Genomic DNA, 16,342 nt, shown 5'->3' with positions numbered 1-16,342 from the left:
GAAACCCTCTCCCCCAAGGGCACGGAGATGGGCGCCCATCTCCGTGCCCCTGGGGCCTTACGGCTGCGCGGCGTACTCCTCGCTGGCGAGGCGGATGCAGGCCGCCACCACGCGCATCGCGGTGCGGACGTCCTCCACTTCCGGGCGGGTGGGCGCGAGGCGGATGTTCCGGTTGTGCGGGTCGCGCCCGGCCGGGTACGTCGCGCCGGCCGGGGTGAGGCTCACGCCGGCCTCCTGCGCGAGCTTCACGACGCGGTCCGCGACGGGCAGCGCCGTATCCAGGCTGATGAAGTACCCGCCTCTGGGCGCCGTCCACGTGGCGTAGCGGCCGTCCGTGCCGAGGTCCTCGCTGAGGACGTCGTACACCGCCTGGAATTTCGGGGCGATCAGGCGCGCGTGGTCGCGCATCAGGCCGTCCAGGCCGCCTGGGTACGCGCGCAGGAAGCGCACGTGCCGCCACTGCTCGGCTTTGTTCGGGCCGATGCTCATGGCGTTCAGGTACGTGCTGAGGTACTGGATGTGGTCCTCGCTGCTCGCCATGAACCCGAGACCCGCCCCGGCGAAGGTCACCTTGCTGGTGCTGGCAAACACGAGGGCGCGGTCCGGGTGGCCGGCGTCGCGCGCCAGTTGAATGAAGTTCACGGGCGCGTCGCGGTCGTCGGAGAGGTGGTGCGCGCGGTACGCGTCGTCCGCGAAGATCGTGAAGTCCGGCGCGGCGGCGCTCAGCCCCGCGAGGCGGGCGGCCTTCTCGGCGCTGATGGTTTCCCCGCCGGGGTTGCTGTACGTCGGCACGAACAGGATGCCCTTCACGCGGTCACTGCCGGCGGCGAGGCGCTCGACGGCGTCCAGGTCGGGGCCGTCGGGTTGCATGTCGACGGTCAGCAGTTCGAAGCCGAGCGTTTCGAGGAGCAGGAAGTGCCGGTCGTACCCCGGCGTCGTGACGATCATCTGCGGCTTCTGCGTGACCCACGGGCCGGTGCTGCCGCGCAGGCCGTGCAGCAGGGCGGTGGTGAGCACGAACGCCTGCAGTTCCAGGCTGGCGTTGTTCCAGACGATGACGTTTTCGGCTTTCACGTCGAGGTAGTCGGCGAACAGCGCGCGCGCTTCGGGTAGGCCGTGCACGCCGCCCGGGTAATTGCGGATGTCGCTGCCGCTGTCCGTCAGGTAGTCGTGCTCGCCAAGCGCGGTGAGCAGGCCGTTGCTGAGGTCGAAGTCGGCGTCGCTGGGCTGGCCGCGCTGCATGTTCAGGCGCAGGCCGCGCGCCTTGAACGCCTCGTACTGTTCGCGTGCGGTGGTGCTCGTCATGCCTCGCACCTTACCCCGTGCGGGTTCGGGCGTGGTCGGGTTATTCAGGCAACATGGGCGTGCCCGCAGCCTTAAGCACCCCTCAAGACGAGTTGTTGGCAAATTGCCAGCAAATAACGCGAGAATGGATGGCGATTCATATGCCGAACCGAACCAAACCCCACGCCTCCCATCTGCGCGCGCTGATTGACCACACGCTCGAACAACGCGCCGTCCGCCCCGTACTGGAGGACCACCCCGAAGGCAAAGTGACCGTCCGCCTCGACCTCACCAGCTTCTACTGGCTCACGCAACTCGCGGACCTCATGGACGTCTCCCGCACCCGCGCCGCCAGCGACCTGCTCACCGCCGCCGTGCAGGACGCCGTCCAGGCCGCCGGCTTCGAGCGGCCCGAACCCGCTGAGATGCGCGAACGGCTGCGCGCCTTCGCGGAAAGCGAATTCGGCCTGAAAGCCAGAACCGCGCCACCCGGCGAGTAACCCCCTCACGCCCCTCAGGAGGTCCGCACTTGAACTCCGCCACCCTCATCCTCGTCAGCGGCGCCCTGCTGTTCCTCAGCCTCCTCGCCAGCAAAGTCGGCGGCCGCCTCGGCCTGCCCGGCCTGCTGCTGTTCCTGATCATCGGCATGCTCGCCGGCAGCGACGGCTTCGGCGGCATCCACTTCGACAACTACGCCCTCACGCAGTTCGTCGGCGTCGTCGCCCTCGCGTTCATCCTGTTCACCGGCGGCCTCGAAACCGACTGGCGCACCGCGAAGCCCGTCCTGTGGTCCAGCATCTCGCTCGCCACCCTCGGCGTCCTCATCACCACCGCCCTCGTCGGCCTCGCCGCGCACGCCCTGATCGGCCTGCCGCTCCTGCCCGCGCTGCTGCTCGGCGCGATTGTCGCCCCCACCGACGCCAGCGCCGTGTTCTCCGTCCTGAAGGAACGCGCGCTCGGCCTCAAAGGCCGTATCCGCCCCCTGCTCGAATTCGAGTCCGGAATCAACGACCCCACCGCCGTCGTGCTCGTCATCGGCCTGACCGAACTGATCCAGCACCCCGGCACGCCCCCGCTGTCCCTGCTCACCGAGTTCCTGCAGGAAATGGTGCTCGGCGGCGTCATCGGGTACGTGGCCGGGCGCGTGGCCGTGCCGATCATCAACCGCATCAACCTCCCCCTCGACGGCCTGTACTCCGTGCTCACCGTCGCGCTCGTCGCCATCATCTACGGCGCGACCGCCGCCGTGCACGGCAGCGGCTTCCTCGCCGTGTACATCGCCGGCGTGGTCCTCGGCAACGCCCGCTTCATTCACAAGCGCTCCCTGCGGCACTTCCACGAGGGCCTCACGTACCTGCTGGAAGTCGGCATGTTCCTGCTGCTCGGCCTGCTGGTGTTCCCCTCGCAACTCCCGGGCATCGCCGTCCCCGCCCTGCTGCTCGCGCTGGTGCTGGTGTTCGCCGCGCGGCCCCTCGCGGTGTACGTCAGCCTGCTCGGCGTGCGCATGCCGATCGCGCACAAGACCATGGTCGCGTGGGTGGGCCTGCGCGGCGCCGTGCCCGTCGTGCTCGCCACCTTCCCGCTGCTCGCGGGCGTACCGGGCGCGCAGGACCTCTTCAACGTCGCGTTCTTTCTGGTACTCGTGTCGATTCTCGTGCAGGGCACGTCCCTGCCGTTCGTGGCGCGCTGGCTGCGCGTCAACGTACCCCTGGAGGACACGGTCAACATGCCGCTGGAGTACACGCCCACCGGCGCGGGCCGCAACGACTTCCTGGAAATTACCGTGCCGGCCGATTCGTACGTCGTCGGGCAGCGCATCGTGGACCTCGGCCTGCCGCCCGAGGCCCTGATCGTGATGCTGCGCCGCAACGACGAGTACATGATCCCGCGCGGCAGCACCACCCTGCTGGCCGGGGACGTCCTGCAGGTCCTCGCGGGCCGGCCGCACGCGGACCCCGTGCGTGCCCTCGTCGCCAAACGCCAGGGCTGAACGGCCTCACCGCAGCGCGGACCACCGAAACGGGTGGTCCGCGCTGCGGTGAGGCTTCAGCGGGCCAGCAGCCCGAACACCCACAGCAGCAGCGGCGCGATCACCAGCGCCGGCAGCAGGCTCCCCACGCGCACGCGCCGGTCCTCCAGGTTCAGGCCCGCCAGCATCAGGTTCCACGAGATGCCCACGATCATCAGACCGCCCGCGCCCGTCAGGGCCAGCACGTACGGGTTCGTGGCGGGGTCCGGCAGCGACGAGCTCAGCGCGCCCGCCGCGAGGCTGATGCCGCCCTGCAGCACCAGAATCGTCAGCGTGCTGAACCCCACCCCCACGCCGTACACCCCCGCCAGCGCCAGTGCCGCGATGCCGTCCAGCGTGCTCTTCAGGACGTACGTGCTGTTGTCGCCGGTCAGGCCGTTCTGCAACCCGCCGATGATGGTCATCGGCCCGATGCAGAACAGCAGGCTGGCCGCCACGAACCCCTCCGTGAACCGCCCCCCGCCCCGGAAGCGGCGCTTGAGGGCGTCCCCGAGCGTCGAAAGGTGATCTTCCAGCTGCAGCGCCTCGCCGATCACCGCGCCGAGCGCCAGCGCGAGCAGCGCCACGATCACGCCCGGCACGCTGCCCGCGCTGACTTTGTTCAGGTCACCGGCCATGCCCAGCCCGATGAACAGCGTCACCAGACTCAGGGTCTGCAGCAGCGTCCGCTGCGTGCGCTCCGGCAGGCGCCCGCCGAGCGCGAGGCCGACCGCCGTGCCCACCAGCACCGCCGCGATATTGATGAACGTCCCGGAAAGTTGAGCGAGAATCACCCGCTCACGTTAATGCAGGGATCGCGCGCGCAGCGCCGGGTGCCTAGCCGCGCTCAGGCCGTCGCGGGCGCGCCACGCCACGTGAGCTGTACGCCTTCCGCCGCCAGCCAGCGCTCCAGCTCCCCGAACCGCATCACGCCGTTCACCGCGCGGTGAAACGCCGTGAGCGCTCCCGCCGCCTCCGCCCGCGACAGGTGCCCCGCCTCCACGGCCTGCAGGTACTCGTCCGTGTCGTGCAGCACCGGCGTGCCCTCCGCGCGGACGATCAAGTCCAGGTACAGGTCCCGGGTGACCCACGCGCGCTCCCCAGGCACGACGCTCGCCACGTCCACGTAATACTGCGAGTGCGGAATGCCTGGGAGTCCGCTGAAACGGCTCACGAGCAGCCCGAACTCCAGCAGGACGTGCCGCTCCATGAACGTGATGGTCGGGTGCTGCAGGAACGCGCGGCCCACGTGCAGGCCGTACGGCGTGCGCTGCGCCCACGCGAGCGGGAACGTGCTCGGCTGCGCCCAGGCGCCGCCTTCCAGCGTGTGCGTCAGCGCCGCGAGGTCCAGGGTCTCCACGCGAACAGGATGCATGCCCCAGCGTGGCACGCAGGCCCCACCCGTGCACGCACATTTGCGCGCGCCCGTACGCGACGTTGATGTAGACAACGTAAGCGGAAAATTGACACATGCCTGACGGCCCGCGCGCTAGACTCCACGCAAGTGAACAGCCCATGCCGCTCCGCCATCACGCCACCCCTCCGGTACGGAGGCGTCGCGATGAAACGCGCCGGCACGGGCCCCTTCGCCCGCCACCAACGAGGCCGCCTTCTGGCGGCCTCGTGTGTTTTGGTCCGCCCCCCCGCCCCTCAGGTCCGTTCCCACTCAGGAGGTCCATACCGTGACCCTGCGCGAACAGTTCCACACGCTCCCGAAACTCCTCAAGGTCGCTGAAGTCGCCGAGTTTACCGGCACGCACGAACGCACCGTCCGCCGCTGGATTCGAGACGGACGCCTCACGGCCCTCGAGAGCCCCAGTGGAATCCGCGTGCCCCGCCGCGCCCTGTGGCGCTTCCTGGGGCTGGATCTCGCGCTGACCGCCTGACCCGAGCGGGTACACTGCGGCCATGACCGCCGCGCTCATCCTGAGTCAGCACCGCGCGGGCCAGGACGGCGACGCCCTGCGCACCCTGGACGCCTGGACGCCCGACCCGGCGGACCTGCCGACCGCGTCCGCTCTCGCGCTGATGCTGGGCCGCCCGCACCTCGCGGTCTCCTGGGCGGAACGCACCGACGACGCCCTCACGCTCGCCGCCGCCCACCTGCGCCTCGGCCGGAACGCCGAGGCGCTCTACGCCCTGGGTGCCGCGCGCGACACTGCCCGCGTGCTCCTGCTACGCGCCCGCGCGCACGCCCAGGCGCGCCACTCCGACGCCCCGGCCCTCGCGCGCGCTGCCCGCACCGCCGCGCGCGCTGAAGGCGACACGGCCGCGCTCGTGCAGGCCGCCGCGCTGCTCGGCGAACTGCACCTCCCGCACGCCCCGCACGACGCCCTCCGGGACCTCGCCGAAGGCCTCAAGGTCGCGGAGCTCACCGGCCAGGACGCCGACGCGTACCTGCTGGCCGTCCTCGCGCACGCGCAGCGTTTCGCGGGCGGCACCGCCAAAGCCGCCCTCACCGCCCAGAAAGCCTGCGCGCGTAGCGCCCCGCGCAGCCCCGCCCGCGTGCTCGCCCTGCACGCCCTCGGCCGCCACGACGACGCCGAAACGGAACGCCAGTCGGGCGCCCTGTCGGGCCTCCCCGACTGGGTCACCGCCACGCCGACCGCCCACCCCGACTGAGCAGGGGAGACCCGCCGCGCTTGTCCCCCGGGTGGGAACACGCCCGGCGCCGCACGCAGTGTTAGCGTGCCCCCGTGACGCCCTCCCCCTCCACCGCCCTGCAGCGTCTCCTCGGCGCGTACCCCACCAGCTTCTGGGTGATGTGGGGCGGCACCCTCATCAACCGCGCCGGGGACTTCGTCATCCCCTTCCTCGGCCTGTACCTCACCACCGTCCGCGGCTTCAGCGTCGAGCAGGCCAGCGTCGTCCTCAGCGCCCTCGGCGTCGGCGGATTCTTCGCGCAGTCGCTCGGCGGCACCCTCACCGACCGCATCGGCCGCAAACCCGTCATGGTGTTCGCGCTGCTCGGCGGCGCCGCCACCCTCGCCGCCCTCGCGTTCGCGCGGCCCTACGCCGCCATCCTCGCGCTCGTCACGCTGTACGCCCTGATCAGCAACACCTACCGGCCCGCCAGCGGCGCCGCCGTCGCTGACCTGCTCAGCGGCGACGCCCGCGCCCGCGCGTACGGCCTGCTGTACTGGGCCATCAACGTCGGCGCCGCCATCGCCCCCGTCCTCGGCGGCCTGCTCGCCGGCCTCGCGTACGGCTGGCTGTTCGCGCTGAACGCCGCTGCCATGACCGCCTACGCCCTGCTGTTGATCCGCCACTTCCGCGAGCCCGCCCGCGACCCCCAGCCCCCCGGCGCGCGCCTCACCCTGATTCCCAAAGACGCCCTGCTGTGGGCGTACGCCGCCGCGACCTTCCTGTTCGCGCTCGTGTGGCTGCAGGGGTACACCACTCTCGCCCTCGCGCTCGCCCGGCAGGGCTTCAACGCCGGCGACTACGGCCGCATCATCGCCGTCAACGGCATCCTGATCGTCGTGCTCGGCCTGCCCATCAACCGCCTGATCGCCACGGGCGCCAGCAGCCGCCTCCTCGCGCTCAGCAGCGTCCTGCTCGGCGGCGGCTTCGCCCTCCACGCCCTGCAGGGCAGCGTGGCCCTGCACGCCCTCGCGGTCGGCGTGTGGACGCTCGGCGAACTGATCAACTTCACCATCATGAAAAACGTCATCGCGGACCTCGCGCCGCCGCACCTGCGCGGCACGTACCAGGGCGTCAGCGGCAGCATGTGGGGCCTCGCGTCATTCGCCGCGCCCCTCGCCGGCGGGTTCCTGCTCACGCACCGCGGCGCCCCCACCCTGTGGTTCAGCGCCCTCGGCATGGCGCTCCTCGTGGCCGCCCTGCACCTTCTGCTCGGTCCGCACCTGCGTGCCCGGCATGCCGCCCACACTGACGCGCGCGCCTGACCCCTGCGCGTGCGTTAGCGTGCAGGCATGAGCAAGACCTACTACAACGTCATCATTGAAGGGCTCGGGCAGGCCATCCGGCGCCGCGTGCCCGCCACCAACGCCAAAAAAGCCGCGCAGGCCGTCGCCGACGAACTCGGCCTCACCCTCGCCGGCAAGGCCACCACCCCCGAACGTCCCGCGCAGTGGCACGTCACCGACGCGCACGGCACGCCCGCCCTGATCCGCGCCGAACGCTGACGCCCGCGGCCCCTCGTGCGGGCTGGGCGTCACACCCTCAGGACCACACGCGCCGCGTGCTGAAGCGGGCACCCAACGTACGCCCCGGCGCCGAAGGCAGGCCTACTGCACCCGCAACGCCGCCAGCCCGCGAATCACGAACCCCCCCACGTACGACGGCTCGGCGTCCACCAGCCGCAACTCCGGCAGGCGCGCGCACAACGCCCGCAACGCCAGACGCAGCTCCAGCCGCGCCAGCGGCGCGCCCAGGCAGTAGTGCGCGCCCAGCCCGAACGTCAGGTGCGGGTTGTGCGCGCGGTCCAGCACCAGCTCGTCCGCACGGTCGAACGCCGCCGCGTCCCGGTTGCCACTCGCGTACAGCAGCGCCACCCGCTGGCCCTGCGCGAGCGGCACGCCCGCCACCTCCGTGTCCTCCAGCACGTACCGCTCGAACATCGGCAGCGGCGTATCGAACCGCAGGAGTTCCTCCACCGCCGGGCCGAACACCTCATCGCCCGCGCCCGCCCGCGCCGCCGCCACCAACGCGTCCCAGTGCGCGCGGGACCGCAGGAGGTTCAGGACCATGCTGCTCAGGCCGTTCACGCTCGCTTCGTGCCCCGCGTTCAGCAACAGGATGCACGTGTCGATCAGCTCCTGCTCGCTCAGGCGGTCCGACCCGTCACTCACCTGCGTGAGCGCCGTGATCAGGTCGTCGTGCGGCCGCGCCCGCCGCTCCGCCGCGAGCGCCCGCAGGTACGCACTGAACTCGGTCACGGCCCGCTCCGCCGCGTCCCGGTCCGCGTCCGAATGCGACACCTCGTAGAGCTTCACGATGGCCGCACTCCACGGGCGCAGCCGGTGCCGGTCCGGCTCCGGCACGCCCAGCAGCTCCGCGATCACCGTCACCGGCAGCGGCTCCGCGACGTCCACGACCAGATCGAATGCCTCGCCGCGCAGCGCGTCCAGACGCGCCGACAAGATCGCCTCCACGCGCGGACGCAGGTCCTCCACGCGTTTCGGCGTGAACGCCCGCGCCACCAGCGACCGCAGGCGCACGTGCTTCTCGCCCTCACTGTCCAGCATGTGGTTCCCGTTGAACGCATCGAACTGCGCGCGGCGCGGGTCCGGCGGCGGCCACCCCAGCTCATCGCGCGAGAAGCGGTGCAGCATCGTCCGCCCGAACCGCCGACGATCCCGCAGGATCCCCGCCATGTCCGCGTACCGCGTGAAGAACGTCAGCGGGCCCGACGCGAATGCCGGACCCGCCGCCCGCCACGCCGCCAATTGCGGGTACGGGTCCCGCACGAACGACGGGTCAGTCAAATCGAACGGCACATCCGGCAGCGCGTGAGCAGTCATGCCGGAGTGTACTCCGCCGTCCCCTCAGCCGCGCTGCACGCGCACGAACTTCAGGTAGCTCGCCAGACGCCACACGAAGATGTACGACACTACCAGCATGAAGAACAGCGCGTTCTCCACCCACGGGTCCATCCAGCTGAGCGCCACGCGCGCCACGACGCGCACCACCACGATCGCCACGAACGCCACCAGCAGCGCCGTACTCGCCTGCTGATAGATCAGGCCGTCCGCGCGCCGCTCATAGCGCGTGAAGTGCGCGAGCGGCAACGCGAACAGCGCCCCGACCAGCACCGCCACCAGCATCGTCCACCACGGTTGCGGCAGGAACGGGTGCAGGCCGTGCATGTCCGGGCGGAGCAACATGAACGGCAGGCCCGTCATGATGCCGAACGCGGGGATCAGCAGCGTCCGGGCGCGGCGGATGGGCTTCCCGAGATTCCGGGAGCGGCGCCACATGTTCAGCGCGATGATGAACAGCGGCACATATCCAAGCGCGGAAGCAACATGCATACCCCCGCAGGATACCCCCCCACCCCCGAGACAAAGGTCCGGGCTGAAGCGCTGCGGCCGCTCAGGGGGCCCGCAGGCAGGGCCGTCCACCCGCCTGCTCGGCGAGGGCGCGCGCCCGCACGTTCGCCTGCGCGGACGGCTTCACGACCCCCACCACGCACACGCCCGTGCCCGTCACCTTGCTGACCACCAGGTACGACGTCAGGCGCTCCGGCGCTTCCGACACCTCGCTGGCGTTGTACCGCAGGATCAACGCCAGCGGAACCCCCCGCCCCACCACCCACTCCGCGCGCGGCCCCAGCGACGAAAAGCCGGACGACACCAGCTCCATCAGGCGCAGGTCCGACCAGCGGCCATTGGCGGTCCTCACCCGGACGTTCGTGCGCAGGTCCCCTTCGGACACCTCCAGCGTCACGCGGGCGACCCCCGGGCAGAGCTGCCGGATGAACTCGCTTTCCGTATCTTGCTCGACCGTGCGGCACACGTTGGGATCCAGCGAGGTGTACACGCGGTCCGCGGACGACGCCGCGACGCCCCCCAGGCCAAGCAGCAGCGCCAGCACCCTGAAGTGACTCATCATGCCCGCAGCGTACCGGAACGCACCGGCGCCTCCCCCCGGGTGGCTGCCCTGCGTGCATCGACAGGCCCGCACTCTGGGCACGGCCGCGTCAGTATGGCTGCGTCAGTGCAGCAGGCGGCCTGCCAGCGCAGCCCGCCGCTCATGAGAATTCGGAGGCCACGCTTGCAAGGACAGCCTGTTCGCATGCAGTTCGGGTGGGGTTGTACTGGTCAGGCGCGGTTGCTATAGTTCAGCGTCCGCAGCTTCTCCTGCTGCGTTAAAACACCCGTACTGGATTAGAAGCGAAGGCCGTGCATCAAAGCACACGACCTTCGCTTTTGCTGTGCGCCGCAAGGACGTAAACCATGATGCGAATTCCCTTTGTTCTGCTGATGCTCGCCACGTCGAGCATGGCCCTCGCCTGCCCCAAAGACGTCAAAAAGATTCTCAACGCCGAACTGGCCACTCCATCCGGATTCCAGGCAGCCTGCGGCGACATCGAAAAAGGGTACGTGCAGGTGTACAAAACGCCCGCGGACGTCAAGCACATCGAGCTCTGGAAGCTGCACGGCAACGCCATGAACACCTACAAGGACTTCGTGGCCCTGCTCAAGAGCAAAGGCTACGTGCTGCAGCCGCAACGCTCCGGCAACACCAAGGACGGTCCGGTGGACGTGTTCGTGAACAAAGCCAGCGACCACACCATCAGCGCGCACCTCTTCGGCGACGAGGAAATCGGTCTGCACGTCGCCCTCCGCCTCGACTGGTAAGCCAGGCGCCGAAGGGCCCGGCGCTGTCCAGCGCAGCATGCTTCGTCGCCCTCTGAGGGCGCGTAACCACCTGTGAAGTCGTGACGCCCAGTGCACCAGCACGGGCATCCCCGTACGCGTCAGCGCACACCGGGATTCAGCCACGGTCCGCATGGACCCCCCGTGAAATACTGGCGTCCGCATGGCCCGCTTCGATACAGAACGCATTCACCACGACCTCGGCCTGAAAGGCTCGGGACGCGGGCCGCTGCCGCCCATGCTCCAGCAGTACGTGGACATGCGCGACAGCGTCGCCGAGAACCTCCCCGGGTCCATCCTGCTGTTCCAGTGCGGGGACTTCTACGAAACGTTCGGTGAGGACGCCGAGCGGGCCTCCCGCCTGCTCGGCCTGACCCTCACGCACAAGACCAGCAAGGACTTCAGCACCCCCATGGCCGGCATTCCCGTACGCGCCGCCGAGACGCACATCGAACGCCTGCTGAACCTCGGTGTGCGCGTGGCGGTCGCGGATCAGATGGAAGAACCCGGCGCTGGCCTCGTGGACCGCAAGGTCACGCAGCTGTACACGCCCGGCACTGTCACGGACGAGAAGCTGATCGGGCAGGACGAGAATTACCTCGCGGCGGTCGCCACCGGCGAGGGGTACGCGCTCGCGCTGCTGGACCTGTCCACCGGCGAGTTCCGCTGCGCGAGCTTCGGGACGCGCACGGCCCTGTACGACGAGCTGGGACGGCACCGCGCGCGCGAGGTGCTGCTCGCGCCGGAACTCGAAGGGAACGCGGCGCTGCTCGCGGACTTCCAGGCGCGGTTCCCCGTGATGCTGTCGCACGCGAGCTTCGACGCGCAGGACGCCGTAGGCGCGCTGCGCGACACGCTCGGTGACGTGCCCGCCAGCCTGAGCACGCCCGCGCTCGTGCGCGCGTGCGGGGCCGTGCTGCTGTACGCGCGCGGCACGCAGCAGGGCCGGCTGGACATGGTGCGGCGCGTCACCCGGTACGAGCCGGGCGCGCAGATGCACCTCGCGGACCAGACGCTGCGGGCCCTGGAAGTGTTCCAAGCGAGCAGTCCGCAGGGCATGACGCTGCTGCAGGCGCTCGGCAGCACCCGCACGGCGGGCGGGCGGCGTCGCCTGCGCGCGTGGTTGCGCGCGCCGCTGCTGGACGCCGCGAGCATCGAGGCGCGCGTGAACGCCGTGGACACGTTCGTACGCACCCCGGACCTGCGCGCGGGCGTGCGGGCCCTGCTGTACCGCGCGCACGACCTGGAGCGCCTCGCGGCGCGCGTGGCGGCGCGCCGCGCGACGCCGCGCGAGGTGGCCGCACTCGCGCGCACGCTGGAGCTGCTGCCGCAGGCCACGGAGCTGCTGGCGGTGCAGGACGGCCTGCTGGGCGGCGTGCGCGCGCGCCTCACGGCCCTGCCGGAGGCGCTGAACCTGATTCGCGCGGCCCTCACGGACGACCCGCCGCTGCGCGCCACAGACGGCGGCCTGATCCGCGACGGGTTCCACGCGGAACTGGACGCGCTGCGTGCGGAGTCGCTCGGGCACCGGGCGTGGATTGCGGCGCTCGAAACGGAGGAGCGGGCGCGCACCGGCATCGGCTCGCTGAAGGTCGGGTTCAACAACGTCATCGGGTACTACCTGGAAGTGACGGCGACGCACCTGCCGCGCGTCCCGGGCGACTACCGGCAGATCGCGACGCTCAAGGACCGCGCGCGCTTCACGCGGCCGGACCTGCGCGAGCGGGAACGGGAGATCGCGCGGGCCGAGGGGGCCGCAGCTCGCCTGGAGCTGGAGGTGTTCACGGAGTTGCGTGACGCGCTCGCCGCGCACGTGGACGCCCTCACGGACGCCGCCGGTGCGCTCGCGGAACTGGACGTCGTGTCGACCCTCGCGGACCTCGCGGCGGAGCGGCACTGGACGCGGCCCGAAACGAACGCAGACACCCGGGTGGAGCTGGAGCAGGCGCGGCACCCGGTCGTGGAGCACGCGCTCGGGGACGCGTTCGTGCCGAACGACGCGCACCTCGACGCCACGCGGCGCGTGCTGGTGCTGACCGGGCCGAACATGGCGGGGAAGAGCACGTACCTGCGCACAGTCGCGCTGTGCGCGCTGCTGCACCAGATCGGCAGTTTCGTGCCGGCGCAGCGCGCGCGCCTGCCGATCTTCGACAGCATTCACACGCGCATCGGCGCGTCCGACGACCTCGCGGGCGGTCGCAGCACCTTCATGGTCGAGATGAGCGAACTCGCGACGATCCTGCACGCCGCGACGGCCCGCAGTCTGATCGTCCTCGACGAGATCGGGCGCGGCACCAGCAGCCTCGACGGGCAGGCCATCGCGCAGGCCGCGCTGGAGCACCTGCACGCCACAGGCGCGTTCACGCTGTTCGCCACGCACTACTTCGAGCTCACGCGCCTGGACGGCGAACTCACCGGCCTCGTGAACCTGCATGTCGCCGCCGAAGAGGAGGAGCGGGGCGGGCTGACCTTCTACCATCAGGTGATTCCGGGCGCGGCGGCGCAGAGTTACGGCGTGGAGGTCGCGCGTCTCGCGGGCCTGCCGGCGAGCGTGACGGCGCGCGCGAGCGGCCTGCTCGCGGCGCTGAACGCCACGGGCGACACGGACAGCCTGCGCCGCGACCTCGTGACGCTCGACCTGACGCAGCTCACGCCGATGGACGCCCTGAAGCTGCTGCACGCGTGGCAGCGGCGCGCGCGCGGCGACGAGGCCCCAGTCAATTCCTGACCAGTCCACCGTCCCGCGCGCCCGTTCGCGCGATCATGGAGGTCAACCATGACGATCCGAATTCTCCCGCCGGATGTGGCCCGCCAGATCGCGGCGGGCGAGGTGGTGTCGCGCCCGCTGGACGTGGTGCGCGAACTGCTCGACAACGCCCTCGACGCGGGCGCGACGCGCATTGAGGTGGAGGTGGAGGGCGGCGGCCTGCGCGCCGTGCGCGTCCGCGACAACGGTGCGGGCATTCCTGCCGGTGAGGTGCCGCTCGCGCCGCTGCGGCACGCGACGAGCAAGCTGGAGGCCGTGGACCGCGTGACCACCCTCGGGTTCCGCGGGGAGGCGCTGTGGGCGATGAGTCAGGCGGGCACGCTGACGCTCACGACCCGTCCGGCCGCGCAGGTCGGCGCGACGGAGCTGGTCGCCTGCGCGGACGACGTGCAGGTGCGGCGCGTGAGCGCCCCGGCGGGCACGAGCGTGGCCGTCACGGACCTGTTCGCGCACCTGCCCGCGCGGCGCCGCACGCAGGCGTCCGCCGCGACGGAGGCGCGCGAGATCACGGGCCTCGTCACCCGGTACGTGCTGCACCATCCGGGCCTCAGCTGGCGCCTCACGGTGGACGGCGAGGTGCGCGTGCAGCACGCACCCGGCGACGCTCGCGCCGCGGTCGCGAGCGTGTACGGGAGCCTCAGCGCGAACCGCGTCGTGCGCGTGGACGCGACCGGCGTGACCGGCGTGATCTCCCGCCCGGAGCTGACGCGCGCCCGCCGGGACCGCATGCACGTGAGCGTGAACGGCCGTCCGGTGCTCGCGCCGCCGGAGCTGGAACGCGCGATCATCCACGGGTATGGGGAGCTGCTGCCCGGCAGTCTCGCGCCGCTGTGCGTACTGGACGTGCGCGTGCCGCCCGAGGACGTGAACCCGAACGTCCACCCGGCGAAGGCCGTGGTGGCGCTCGCGGACGTGGACGGCGTTGCGCGGCGCGTGACCGAGGCGGTGCGCGCCGCGCTCGCGCAGCATCCGCTCGCGCGGGCCCTGCCGGACCTGCGCCTCCCACAGCCGCCCGCGCCGCGCGCCGCTGCCGCGGACGGCACCTTCCCGCCGCTCACGTTCTCGGGCGTGTTCGCGGGACTGTACCTGCTCGCGGAGGGCGACGGAGACCTGTGGGTGGTGGACGCGCATGCCGCGCACGAGCGCGTGCTGTACGAGCGCCTGAGCGCCGCGTTCGACGCGGCCGAGGCGTTCGAGCTGCCCGAGCCGGAACTCCTGCAGCTGACGCCCGAGCAGGCCGCGCGGCTCGCCGGAACGGAAGCGGACCTGCGCGCGTTCGGGCTGCACGTGGAGGCGTTCGGGGCGGGCCTGGCGCGCCTGCGGGCGTTGCCGGCCGCGCTCGCGCACCTGCCCGTGCCGCGCCTGCATGAGCAGGTGATCGAGGCGGCGCTCGGCACGCACGACCCGCGCCGCGAGGTGCTCGCGCGCCTCGCGTGCGCGCCCGCCCTGAAGGCCGGCATGCTCACCGAGGAGCGCGGCCCGTCACTGCTCGCGGAGCTGGCGGGGTGCGCGCAGCCGTGGGCGTGCCCGCACGGCCGCCCGACCGTGCTGCGCCTGTCCGAGCGGGACCTCGCGCACGCGTTCGGTCGGCGCGGCGTGCGGGACGTCGCGCGCGCCCGCGACACCCGCGAGGCGCCGGTCGCCCGCGAGGACGCCACCCCGCCGCCCGCCCGCCCCTGATTTCGCGGCCCCGTCAACCCGCGTCCTTCTGACGGGGCAGGCCGAGCACCAGCGTGAGCGGGCCGAGCAGCAGCAGCCACAGGGCCGCACCGATACCCGCCGCCTGCGCCACGGCGCCCAGCGCGACCGGGACGGCGCCGCCCAGCAGGCCCGTCACCGCTCCGAGCGTCAGGATGCTGCCGCTGCGCTCCGGCACGAGGGCGTACAGGCGCGCCTGCAGCACCGCGTACCACCCGGACGTCAGCAGGGCGAGCGCGCCGATCAGCCCCAGCTTCAGGGGCAGGGTGGGGGCCAGCAGGAAGGCCGGGAACACCACGAGCGTCACGGCGGCGCTCGCGCGGACGAGCGGCACGCCGCGCACGCGCTCCAGCAGGGGCACGGCCAGCGCGTCTCCCAGCAGGCCCACCAGCGTCAGCACCGCCACGGCCACGCCGGCCTGCGCGGGCGTCACGCCGTCCGCGCTCACGATGTACAGTGCGAGAAACCCACGGAACACGTCCAGCAGGAGGTTCGCGCACTCCAGGTGCAGCAGCGCGGCGCGTACGTCCCGGCGGTGCAGCAGCGGCGCCAGGCCTCGCAGCGCGCCCCGTACGCCCGCACCTGTGGGCGCGGCCAGGGGCGTGGCGGGCCCGAGGGCGGCGCGGCGTCGCCACACCAGGGCCAGGGCGGCGAGCGTGAGGAGCGCCACCAGCGCGAACACGGGCCGCCAGCCGAGGCTGAGCGCGGCCGCGCCGCTCACCAGCAGCGGCCCGGCGGTGTTTCCGGCGGACCCGGCGAGCGCCCAGCGGGCCATGTTCGCTTCTCGGCGGGTGGGTTCGGCGTCCATCAGGGCCGTTTCGGTCAGGGTCACGAACGCGCCCGACGCGGGGAAGAACACCGTAAGCGCCAGCAGCAGCGGCCAGAAGCCCGCGCTGAGCGCCACGAGCGTCACGGACAGCGCGAACGCGACGCCGCCGCTCAGCACGAGTGCGCGGCGCCCGCCCGCGTCGGACAGGACGCCCAGCGCGGGGTCCACGACGCTGCCGAGCACGTACGGGACGCCCATCAGCAAGCCCACCTGCAGGTAGGTGAGGGTCAGGTCGTGGGTGATGGCGGGCCACGCGGCGCCCAGCACGCCGTCCATCAGTTCGTCGACGAATTCGGCAGCGAGGGGCGCCGCCAGGAACCTTACGGGGCGCCCGGCAGGCCGGGGAACAGCAGGCACGTTCATGATGTCCTCTCTTGAAGGTGACGAGGCGCGCAGGGCGGGCGGTTCGTCGT

At 71.7% G+C, this 16,342-nt stretch carries 16 protein-coding genes; 9 read left to right on the top strand and 7 right to left on the bottom strand.

Features of this window, described 5'->3' with window-relative positions; translation table 11 throughout:
• Positions 1-57: 57 nt before the first annotated feature.
• On the bottom strand, positions 58-1,305 hold the full coding sequence (locus tag DEIMA_RS12650; protein ID WP_013557660.1) for an aspartate aminotransferase type Ic: 1,248 nt from the start codon (positions 1,303-1,305) through the stop codon (positions 58-60).
• A 140-nt stretch (positions 1,306-1,445) separates the two neighbouring features.
• Between DEIMA_RS12650 and DEIMA_RS12645 the strand changes: the two genes are divergently transcribed.
• Positions 1,446-1,784 carry a hypothetical protein gene (locus DEIMA_RS12645; RefSeq protein ID WP_148234961.1) on the top strand — a complete coding sequence of 113 codons (339 nt, stop codon included), beginning with the start codon at positions 1,446-1,448 and terminating at the stop codon, positions 1,782-1,784.
• Positions 1,785-1,813: 29 nt separating this feature from the next.
• The gene (locus tag DEIMA_RS12640) at positions 1,814-3,274 is read left to right on the top strand and encodes a potassium/proton antiporter (RefSeq protein WP_013557658.1); all 1,461 of its coding nucleotides are present in this window, start codon (positions 1,814-1,816) and stop codon (positions 3,272-3,274) included.
• A 56-nt stretch (positions 3,275-3,330) separates the two neighbouring features.
• Here DEIMA_RS12640 and DEIMA_RS12635 read toward each other — a convergent pair whose 3' ends face one another.
• Positions 3,331-4,086, bottom strand: a complete 756-nt coding sequence (locus DEIMA_RS12635) for a DUF554 domain-containing protein (RefSeq protein ID WP_013557657.1) — start codon at positions 4,084-4,086, stop codon at positions 3,331-3,333.
• Between the two features lie 53 nt (positions 4,087-4,139).
• A complete protein-coding gene (locus DEIMA_RS12630) occupies positions 4,140-4,667 on the bottom strand; it encodes a DUF402 domain-containing protein (RefSeq protein WP_013557656.1) in 528 nt (175 codons plus the stop codon).
• Positions 4,668-4,974: 307 nt separating this feature from the next.
• Between DEIMA_RS12630 and DEIMA_RS12625 the strand changes: the two genes are divergently transcribed.
• The 4 genes from DEIMA_RS12625 (at position 4,975) to DEIMA_RS12610 (ending at position 7,440) form a co-directional block, all read left to right on the top strand.
• Positions 4,975-5,178 (top strand): MerR family DNA-binding transcriptional regulator, encoded by a 204-nt coding sequence (locus DEIMA_RS12625; protein ID WP_013557655.1) that lies wholly within the window; start codon positions 4,975-4,977, stop codon positions 5,176-5,178.
• Between the two features lie 22 nt (positions 5,179-5,200).
• Positions 5,201-5,914: a hypothetical protein gene (locus DEIMA_RS12620; RefSeq protein WP_013557654.1), complete on the top strand. Its 714-nt coding sequence runs from the start codon at positions 5,201-5,203 to the stop codon at positions 5,912-5,914.
• Positions 5,915-5,988: 74 nt separating this feature from the next.
• Positions 5,989-7,200: an MFS transporter gene (locus DEIMA_RS12615; protein ID WP_013557653.1), complete on the top strand. Its 1,212-nt coding sequence runs from the start codon at positions 5,989-5,991 to the stop codon at positions 7,198-7,200.
• 27 nt (positions 7,201-7,227) lie between these two features.
• On the top strand, positions 7,228-7,440 hold the full coding sequence (locus DEIMA_RS12610; RefSeq protein ID WP_013557652.1) for a hypothetical protein: 213 nt from the start codon (positions 7,228-7,230) through the stop codon (positions 7,438-7,440).
• A gap of 102 nt (positions 7,441-7,542) precedes the next feature.
• Here the strand turns inward: DEIMA_RS12610 and DEIMA_RS12605 are convergent, their stop codons facing one another.
• From DEIMA_RS12605 to DEIMA_RS12595, 3 genes are all read right to left on the bottom strand, one after another.
• Positions 7,543-8,778: a cytochrome P450 gene (locus DEIMA_RS12605; RefSeq protein ID WP_013557651.1), complete on the bottom strand. Its 1,236-nt coding sequence runs from the start codon at positions 8,776-8,778 to the stop codon at positions 7,543-7,545.
• Positions 8,779-8,802: 24 nt separating this feature from the next.
• The gene (locus DEIMA_RS12600) at positions 8,803-9,288 is read right to left on the bottom strand and encodes a cytochrome c biogenesis protein CcdC (protein ID WP_013557650.1); all 486 of its coding nucleotides are present in this window, start codon (positions 9,286-9,288) and stop codon (positions 8,803-8,805) included.
• A 61-nt stretch (positions 9,289-9,349) separates the two neighbouring features.
• On the bottom strand, positions 9,350-9,868 hold the full coding sequence (locus DEIMA_RS12595; RefSeq protein ID WP_013557649.1) for a hypothetical protein: 519 nt from the start codon (positions 9,866-9,868) through the stop codon (positions 9,350-9,352).
• A gap of 344 nt (positions 9,869-10,212) precedes the next feature.
• On the opposite strand from DEIMA_RS12595, the gene DEIMA_RS12590 reads away from it, so the two are divergent.
• The 3 genes from DEIMA_RS12590 (at position 10,213) to mutL (ending at position 15,082) form a co-directional block, all read left to right on the top strand.
• Complete coding sequence (locus tag DEIMA_RS12590; protein ID WP_013557648.1) at positions 10,213-10,617, top strand: hypothetical protein; 405 nt, start codon at positions 10,213-10,215, stop codon at positions 10,615-10,617.
• 181 nt (positions 10,618-10,798) lie between these two features.
• Positions 10,799-13,363, top strand: a complete 2,565-nt coding sequence (gene mutS / locus DEIMA_RS12585) for a DNA mismatch repair protein MutS (protein ID WP_013557647.1) — start codon at positions 10,799-10,801, stop codon at positions 13,361-13,363.
• 48 nt (positions 13,364-13,411) lie between these two features.
• The gene (gene mutL / locus DEIMA_RS12580; protein WP_013557646.1) at positions 13,412-15,082 is read left to right on the top strand and encodes a DNA mismatch repair endonuclease MutL; all 1,671 of its coding nucleotides are present in this window, start codon (positions 13,412-13,414) and stop codon (positions 15,080-15,082) included.
• A 13-nt stretch (positions 15,083-15,095) separates the two neighbouring features.
• Here mutL and DEIMA_RS12575 read toward each other — a convergent pair whose 3' ends face one another.
• Positions 15,096-16,292 (bottom strand): MFS transporter, encoded by a 1,197-nt coding sequence (locus DEIMA_RS12575; RefSeq protein WP_013557645.1) that lies wholly within the window; start codon positions 16,290-16,292, stop codon positions 15,096-15,098.
• Positions 16,293-16,342 lie beyond the last annotated feature (50 nt).

The organism is Deinococcus maricopensis DSM 21211 (genome assembly GCF_000186385.1).
Taxonomy (GTDB): domain Bacteria; phylum Deinococcota; class Deinococci; order Deinococcales; family Deinococcaceae; genus Deinococcus_B; species Deinococcus_B maricopensis.
This window is presented reverse-complemented; position numbering and strand designations above follow the sequence as displayed.

What these genes read in the sequence shown, in the direction of transcription:
- DEIMA_RS12645 (WP_148234961.1), top strand. Translation starts at nt 1,446, where the DNA reads ATGCCGAACCGAACCAAACCCCACGCCTCCCATCTGCGCGCGCTGATT.
- DEIMA_RS12610 (WP_013557652.1), top strand. Translation starts at nt 7,228, where the DNA reads ATGAGCAAGACCTACTACAACGTCATCATTGAAGGGCTCGGGCAGGCC.
- DEIMA_RS12590 (WP_013557648.1), top strand. Translation starts at nt 10,213, where the DNA reads ATGATGCGAATTCCCTTTGTTCTGCTGATGCTCGCCACGTCGAGCATG.
- DEIMA_RS12600 (WP_013557650.1), bottom strand. Translation starts at nt 9,288, where the DNA reads ATGCATGTTGCTTCCGCGCTTGGATATGTGCCGCTGTTCATCATCGCG.
- DEIMA_RS12595 (WP_013557649.1), bottom strand. Translation starts at nt 9,868, where the DNA reads ATGATGAGTCACTTCAGGGTGCTGGCGCTGCTGCTTGGCCTGGGGGGC.
- DEIMA_RS12630 (WP_013557656.1), bottom strand. Translation starts at nt 4,667, where the DNA reads ATGCATCCTGTTCGCGTGGAGACCCTGGACCTCGCGGCGCTGACGCAC.
- mutS (WP_013557647.1), top strand. Translation starts at nt 10,799, where the DNA reads ATGGCCCGCTTCGATACAGAACGCATTCACCACGACCTCGGCCTGAAA.
- DEIMA_RS12575 (WP_013557645.1), bottom strand. Translation starts at nt 16,292, where the DNA reads ATGAACGTGCCTGCTGTTCCCCGGCCTGCCGGGCGCCCCGTAAGGTTC.
- mutL (WP_013557646.1), top strand. Translation starts at nt 13,412, where the DNA reads ATGACGATCCGAATTCTCCCGCCGGATGTGGCCCGCCAGATCGCGGCG.
- DEIMA_RS12620 (WP_013557654.1), top strand. Translation starts at nt 5,201, where the DNA reads ATGACCGCCGCGCTCATCCTGAGTCAGCACCGCGCGGGCCAGGACGGC.
- DEIMA_RS12605 (WP_013557651.1), bottom strand. Translation starts at nt 8,778, where the DNA reads ATGACTGCTCACGCGCTGCCGGATGTGCCGTTCGATTTGACTGACCCG.
- DEIMA_RS12650 (WP_013557660.1), bottom strand. Translation starts at nt 1,305, where the DNA reads ATGACGAGCACCACCGCACGCGAACAGTACGAGGCGTTCAAGGCGCGC.